The following is a 6,624-nucleotide window of genomic DNA, read 5'->3' as shown; positions in this document are numbered from 1 at the left end:
ATCTGGTGTTGAAATGACCATTAAAAAGTATGCGCCTCAAATAGAAAAAGTTATTAATATAGAAGTGTAGTTGGGCGTGACCACAAGGGTCAGGCTTTCGGTAGTCGCTTTTTTTTTGTTTTTCTGAGCTCGTCGAAGAATCTCAAAAAAAGCAAAAAGAGCTGCGACAAAACCTCAATCCTTCACGCAAACTGATAAATATCATTAAAATTAATAGTTTAAAACAGGAACTTTGTTACCAAAGTTAAATTAAAAGATTCCCACTGTTGTGGGTGTTTATATGATTAAAACAGACATACTCATCATAGGAGCTGGACCAACAGGGTTATTCACGGTTTTTGAAGCTGGCTTACTAAAACTAAAGTGCCACTTAATTGATGCATTACCTCAGCCAGGCGGACAATGTTCTGAGATATATCCAAAAAAACCAATCTATGATATTCCCGCATATCCAGAAATTCTTGCAGGTGATTTAACCGACAAGTTATTAGAGCAGTGCAAACAGTTTGAACCTGGATTTACACTTGGAGAACGAGCAGAAACAATTGATAAACAAGAAGATGGTACGTTTATTGTAACCACAAACAAAGGAACAAAACATCGTGCTCCAGTGATTGCTATCGCAAGTGGCCTAGGGAGTTTTGAACCTCGTAAACCATTACTTGATAATATCTCAGATTATGAAGATAAGGGTGTGGAGTATATGATTAAAGAGCCAGAGATGTATCGTGGTAAAAATGTTGTTATTGCTGGAGGAGGAGACTCAGCCTTAGATTGGAGTATTTTTTTTTTTTTTTTAGCTTCTTCAGTTACTTTAGTGCATAGAAGAAATGAATTTCGTGGTCATTTAGATTCTGTTGAAAAAGTACAAGATTTAAAAAATAAAGGTAAAATAAACTTAATCACACCTGCTGAAATTACAGCCATCAATGGAAACGGAAAAGTTGAAGCCGTTGAGGTGACTAAAAAAAATGAAGATCCAACTATAATCGAAACCGACCATTTTATCCCATTATTTGGATTGTCACCAAAATTAGGACCAATTGCAAATTGGGGATTGGAAATAGAAAAGAATGCTATTAAAGTTAATAATGCTTTAGATTACCAAACTAATATTCCTGGAATTTTTGCAATAGGTGATGGAAACATATATCCTGGTAAATTGAAATTAATTTTGTGTGGTTTCCATGAGGCTACTTTAATGTGTCAAGCGGCTTACCAGATTATTAATCCAGGAAAACGTTATGTTTTAAAATACACAACTGTTAGTGGAGTAGACGGATTTGACGGTACGCGTAAAGAAGCTCCAAAAGCAGTTGTCAAGAAAATAGAATAGTGGAACAGGACGTCAATATAAAAATTACTGATAGGGAAGGGAATACACATGAAGTTCTAGCGCCTACTGATATGGCTATGAATTTGATGGAAGTTGTTCGTTCTTATGAATTAGCACCAGAAGGAACAATTGGTATTTGCGGTGGAATGGCAATGTGTGCATCATGCCAGTGTTATGTGAATTCTGAAAATGAGCTTCCTGAAATGCAGGATGATGAAGAAGCGATGTTAAGTGAGGCATTTCATGTTAAAGAAAACTCTAGACTTGGCTGTCAAATTCAAATCACTCCAGAAATGGAAGGTCTAGAGGTTGAACTCGCACCAGAAAGTTAATCCGTTTTGTAATCGGCCAATTTTCGTGGCCCTTCTAATAATACTCTTACAATTTTTAAAGTGCCATCATCTGTGGTAGCTATTTGCCATTTGATAAGTGAAATCTTTCCATTTTCAATTTCAATACCAGTAATGCTTCTCGGGTGAACACAACTCCCATCATTAAAAAAAGCGATATCTCCTGGTTCTGGAAAACGAGGTCGATGCGTATGGCCAACTACAGTAATTAAGTTATTGTTTTCAATAATCCATTTCTTGGTGCGACGCTCAACTTTAATTAATTCTTTATAATTTTTAGCTGGACTTGTTGGGTCTGCAATGCCCATCACATTTAAAGGTTTCCAAAGCACACGAACCATAAAACGACTCCATTTCCAAAATAAATAATTCCACCAATCGGCTTGATGTCCATGAGTTAAAAACAACTCTTGATTAGTTTTAGAATGTTTTAAAACGACAGCTTCATGATATTTGAGATTACAAAATAACTCTACATCTTCGCCAATTTTTGGGTCAAAAAAAGTTGATAAATGCTTCTCGACATATTTTGGATCACGATAAACCATGTCGTGATTACCCCAAATCATGTGCAATCGATCTTGTTCATGAAAAAGTTTCATCAACATATAAACATTCTTGTGTGCATTTAAAATAGAAGTAAAAAACAAATTCTCCCAAAGCTCATCTCCATCTCCAAGTTCACAATAAGCAAAGCCTTCAGCGTAATAATGCTTTAATGCGTGAAAATAAATGTTTCTATTGTTAGCAAAATCGTCAGCAAAACTGTTATCGCCTCTATGACAATCACTAAATAGAATCAATTTACTTGAGTCGTCGAAGTCAACGACTTTAGCATTTTTATAAGCGCGATCTAATCTTGATTTTGAAGACATGAATAAACTTTCAACTAAAATAAGCAGAAATTAATCAATGTGATTAGTGTCATTCAATTTTTTCAATTGCAATAGGTAACAATCGTTCTACAAATCTTGAGTATGCTAATTCAGAAGGGTGTAAATTATCGGTAGTTACTAAATCTGTATTATTTAAACCTTCTCGAGTAATATCTGTAATATTTAGAAAAGTGATAGCGTTAAGGGTACAATAATTTTCTGCAAAGTTGTTGTAATTGTCAATTTCTAATGATGTGTTTTCGGGATTGCCAAAATTTTGACCGAAAGGTGTATATGCATAGTCTGGAATTGATATGACTATTACATTATTCTTATCACCTGAAGCAGCTGTAATAGCAGTTTGAACTAATTCTGGAAATTCAGTTTCATAAAGTGAAAAAGGTCGTCCTTGAAATTGATTATTTACACCAATCAATAATGTAACGAGATCATGATTAATTGTTAAAGTTTCTTCAGGAATATTGTTTTTAAGGTTAGTAGTAGTCCAACCTGTTTGCGCAATTACATTTACTTCGAATACGCTATTAGGAATGTTGCTTGTTAAACTATCACGAAGTTGTACAGGAAATCGGCACTCATCACAAACACTTTGACCAATAGTATAACTATCTCCTAAGGAAAGGATTTTAAATTCTTGAGTTTGATCAATATCCTGCTCCTGATTTTGTGACCCAGAAGGATTTATTACTCTCGTTGTTGAATCATCTTGATAACAAGATAGAAGAGGTAACATGATTAGAATGATGAGATAAGATGTAATCTTTTTCATAAACTAAAGATACGATATTAATAGTGTTGAATAAAAAATGCCTTTCATTTGAAAGGCATTTTTTATTTTTTACTTAACAGTATGCAACTCAATCCCATCTGAGTGAGATGACAAAAAGAGCCTTAGGCTCATTTGAATGCGTTGAGGCCTGTAACGTCCAGACCCGTAATTAATAAATGAATATCGTGAGTTCCTTCGTAAGTAACTACACTTTCTAAATTCATCATATGTCTCATGATAGAATATTCACCAGAAATCCCCATGCCACCAAGCATTTGCCTTGCGTCACGAGCAATTTTTAATGCCATATCAACATTGTTACGTTTTGCCATCGAAATTTGAGCTGAAGTTGCGGTTCCATTTTCACGCATAACTCCCAAACGCCAAGCTAGTAATTGTGCTTTTGTGATTTCAGTAATCATTTCAGCTAGCTTCTTTTGTTGTAATTGAAACTGACCTATTGGTTTACCAAACTGGAGACGTTCTTTGCTGTAACGCAACGCTGTGTCGTAGCAATCCATTGCTGCTCCAATTGCTCCCCAAGCGATTCCAAAACGTGCTGAATCTAAACAACCAAGAGGTGCCCCAAGCCCAGATTTGTTGGGTAATAAATTCTCTTTAGGAACTTTGACGTTATCAAAAATAAGCTCTCCTGTAGCACTTGCACGCAGAGACCATTTGTTATGAGTTTCAGGAGTTGAAAACCCTTCCATACCACGTTCAACAATAAGACCGTGAATACGTCCTTCTTCATTTTTAGCCCAAACCAATGCGATTTGACAGAAAGGTGAATTTGATATCCACATTTTAGCACCATTTAAAAGATAGTGATCTCCCATATCTTTAAAATTGGTTACCATACCTCCAGGGTTACTTCCGTGATCTGGCTCTGTTAAACCAAAAGACCCAATCCATTCTCCAGAAGCTAATTTTGGCAAATATTTTTGACGTTGTTCTTCGTTACCATATTTCCAAATAGGATACATTACTAAAGACGATTGTACAGAAGCTGTACTTCTTACGCCAGAATCTCCACGCTCAATTTCTTGCATGATTAATCCGTAAGAAATTTGATCTAAACCTGCACCTCCATATTCTACAGGAATATAAGGTCCGAAAGCTCCAATTTCAGCAAGTCCACTTACAATTTGAGTTGGGAATTCTGCTTTTTGAGCATAGTCTTCGATGATTGGCGAAACATCACGTTTTACCCAATCTCTAGCAGCATCACGAACTAATTTATGTTCTTCAGAAAGTAACTCATCTAGATTGTAATAATCTGGCGCTTCAAATAAATCTGGTTTCATATGAAATGATATTTTGTTTTGGATAACAAAAATAACGAAATCGTTTTCTTAAAACTACATTTTCAAATAAAAATCCTCAGTAAGTTTTATGTAATTTTGAGTATATTGATGACGAGAAGTTTCAATGACTAAATCTGAATATTTGGTTTCAGTTTTTAAGAAACTAAATTCCATTAGGCTTCGTTTCGTATCAGAAGTAGGGTTTCCTTTTACTCTAGTAATTCGCTTTGGAAATAACTTTAATTCTGATGCAGTATTTGTGAAATATTCTTCCATTGAAAAAGGAATAATTGCAGAAAATAAGCCGTTTTCAGACAGTAAATTACTTGTGCATTCTAATAAATGTTTAAAAGGCATAGCGTCTTGAAAACGTGCTAAATCACGTTGTTTATTGTTCGTTTTATAATCTTCAGAATAAAATGGTGGATTACATAGAATTATATCATAAGTATCTTCAACTTCCTCAGTATACTCTTTTAGAGACGCGTGATAACAAAATAGGCGATCATTCCATGGTGACTCTTCAAAGTTGTTTACACATTGTTCATAAGCTCGATCATCAATTTCAAGAGCTTCTATTAATTGTGCTTGACTTCGTTGAGCTAGCATTAGTGATAAAACACCAGTTCCTGCACCAATATCTAAGATGGAAAAGGGATGATTTTCTACAGTAGTCCAAGCGCCTAATAAAACACTGTCTGTGCCAATTTTCATTGCACATTGATCTTGGTTAATGGAAAACTGTTTAAATTTAAATGGTTGGTCCATATTAGTTTTGATTCTGAAATATGATAACGACTGAAGAATCTAAGAGGTAAATCTTTTCTCTCTGAATAACAGTTTTTATTTGTCTAGATAAAGATTAATGAGCCCTTCAGGAGTATCAACAAAAATAATTTGATTCTTCTTATCTACTTTTGAGATAAACTCATCATTCATTGGTATTAAGATCTCTATGCCATCTCTGTCTATTTCAAATAAAGATTGTGCAGTAGAGTCGTTAACGGATTTGATAACTCCAACGGTTCCAAAGTTTTTATCTTTAACTTGAAATCCAATGATTTCATGAAAGTAAAATTTATCATCATCTAATTTTGGTAAGAATTCAAGTGGTAAATACAGCCCACTTTTAATTAAAGCGTCTGCATCTTCTTCAGTATCTACATCTTCAAATTTAACACGTAATAATTCAGACTTGTGAAGTTGTGATGATTCAATAAAGAAGGGAATTAGATTGTTGCGAACTTCAACAAAGACAGATTCCATGTTCTCATATAGCTTAGGTTCATCTGTATCAAGTTTAACTAATAGCTCACCTTTAAAGCTGTATTTTTTGACAATCTTTCCGAGAAAGAAACACTCTTTTTTATTCATGCTTTAGTAAATTAACAAAAAAACTCCGACACTTTGTGTCGGAGTTTAAAAGTATAAAAAATAAATTTCTATTCTTCTTCGTTTGAAGCGGTAGCGTCATCACCTTCAGCTTGAGCTTCTTCAGTAGTTTCTTCTTCAACAACTGGAGCTGCTGCAGCAATTCTTGCTTCATTAACTGCTTTTTCAGCAGCTAACGCATCAGCTTTTGCTTTTGCTTGCGCTTCAGATAAATTAGCTTCTTTAGATTGTACTTTGGCTGCTTTTTCATCTAACCAAGCATTGAATTTAGCTTCAGCTTGTTCTTCTGTTAAAGCACCTTTAGCAATACCACCTGCTAAATGATTTTTGAGCATTGCACCTTTGTAAGATAAAATTGCTCTGGCTGTATCAGTTGGTTGTGCACCATTCTGAAGCCATTGTACTGCACCATCAACATTTAATTCTACAGTTGCTGGATTTGTGTTTGGGTTATAAGCACCTAGTTTTTCAAGGTATTTACCATCTCTTTTTGATCTAGCATCTGCTGCTACGATCCAGTAATAAGGTTTCCCTTTTTTACCGTGTCTTTGTAATCTAATTTTAACTGACATAT

The 6,624-nt window shown here is 34.7% G+C and carries 8 protein-coding genes; 2 read left to right on the top strand and 6 right to left on the bottom strand.

Annotated elements, in window-relative coordinates; translation table 11 throughout:
- Nucleotides 1-280 precede the first annotated feature (280 nt).
- Complete coding sequence (locus tag AB8B90_RS08925) at nucleotides 281-1,336, top strand: NAD(P)/FAD-dependent oxidoreductase (protein ID WP_405335869.1); 1,056 nt, start codon at nucleotides 281-283, stop codon at nucleotides 1,334-1,336.
- Entirely contained in the window at nucleotides 1,336-1,668 is a 333-nt protein-coding gene (locus AB8B90_RS08920) for a ferredoxin (RefSeq protein ID WP_405335866.1), read from the top strand. Before AB8B90_RS08925 ends, AB8B90_RS08920 begins: the two co-directional genes overlap by 1 nt.
- Here AB8B90_RS08920 and AB8B90_RS08915 read toward each other — a convergent pair.
- The 6 genes from AB8B90_RS08915 to AB8B90_RS08890 all read right to left on the bottom strand — a co-directional run bounded on the left by AB8B90_RS08915 (nucleotide 1,665) and on the right by AB8B90_RS08890 (nucleotide 6,622).
- Nucleotides 1,665-2,561, bottom strand: coding sequence for a serine/threonine protein phosphatase (locus tag AB8B90_RS08915; protein WP_405335863.1), 897 nt, complete (start codon nucleotides 2,559-2,561; stop codon nucleotides 1,665-1,667). The two genes, AB8B90_RS08920 and AB8B90_RS08915, sit on opposite strands and share 4 nt — an antisense overlap.
- A gap of 49 nt (nucleotides 2,562-2,610) precedes the next feature.
- Complete coding sequence (locus tag AB8B90_RS08910; RefSeq protein ID WP_405335860.1) at nucleotides 2,611-3,351, bottom strand: SGNH/GDSL hydrolase family protein; 741 nt, start codon at nucleotides 3,349-3,351, stop codon at nucleotides 2,611-2,613.
- Between the two features lie 128 nt (nucleotides 3,352-3,479).
- The gene (locus tag AB8B90_RS08905; RefSeq protein ID WP_405335857.1) at nucleotides 3,480-4,658 is read right to left on the bottom strand and encodes an acyl-CoA dehydrogenase family protein; all 1,179 of its coding nucleotides are present in this window, start codon (nucleotides 4,656-4,658) and stop codon (nucleotides 3,480-3,482) included.
- A 54-nt stretch (nucleotides 4,659-4,712) separates the two neighbouring features.
- Nucleotides 4,713-5,426, bottom strand: a complete 714-nt coding sequence (locus AB8B90_RS08900) for a tRNA1(Val) (adenine(37)-N6)-methyltransferase (RefSeq protein ID WP_405335854.1) — start codon at nucleotides 5,424-5,426, stop codon at nucleotides 4,713-4,715.
- Between the two features lie 75 nt (nucleotides 5,427-5,501).
- Nucleotides 5,502-6,032 (bottom strand): ribosome maturation factor RimM, encoded by a 531-nt coding sequence (gene rimM / locus AB8B90_RS08895; protein ID WP_405335851.1) that lies wholly within the window; start codon nucleotides 6,030-6,032, stop codon nucleotides 5,502-5,504.
- Between the two features lie 68 nt (nucleotides 6,033-6,100).
- A complete protein-coding gene (locus AB8B90_RS08890) occupies nucleotides 6,101-6,622 on the bottom strand; it encodes a 30S ribosomal protein S16 (protein WP_405335848.1) in 522 nt (173 codons plus the stop codon).
- Nucleotides 6,623-6,624: the final 2 nt, after the last annotated feature.

The organism is Psychroserpens sp., assembly GCF_045105015.1.
GTDB lineage: Bacteria > Bacteroidota > Bacteroidia > Flavobacteriales > Flavobacteriaceae > Psychroserpens.
The sequence above is the reverse complement of the archived record's forward strand: the minus strand, read 5'-3'. Positions and strand labels throughout refer to the sequence as shown.

What these genes read in the sequence shown, in the direction of transcription:
- AB8B90_RS08925 (WP_405335869.1), top strand. Translation starts at nt 281, where the DNA reads ATGATTAAAACAGACATACTCATCATAGGAGCTGGACCAACAGGGTTA.
- AB8B90_RS08915 (WP_405335863.1), bottom strand. Translation starts at nt 2,561, where the DNA reads ATGTCTTCAAAATCAAGATTAGATCGCGCTTATAAAAATGCTAAAGTC.
- AB8B90_RS08910 (WP_405335860.1), bottom strand. Translation starts at nt 3,351, where the DNA reads ATGAAAAAGATTACATCTTATCTCATCATTCTAATCATGTTACCTCTT.
- AB8B90_RS08905 (WP_405335857.1), bottom strand. Translation starts at nt 4,658, where the DNA reads ATGAAACCAGATTTATTTGAAGCGCCAGATTATTACAATCTAGATGAG.
- AB8B90_RS08900 (WP_405335854.1), bottom strand. Translation starts at nt 5,426, where the DNA reads ATGGACCAACCATTTAAATTTAAACAGTTTTCCATTAACCAAGATCAA.
- rimM (WP_405335851.1), bottom strand. Translation starts at nt 6,032, where the DNA reads ATGAATAAAAAAGAGTGTTTCTTTCTCGGAAAGATTGTCAAAAAATAC.
- AB8B90_RS08890 (WP_405335848.1), bottom strand. Translation starts at nt 6,622, where the DNA reads ATGTCAGTTAAAATTAGATTACAAAGACACGGTAAAAAAGGGAAACCT.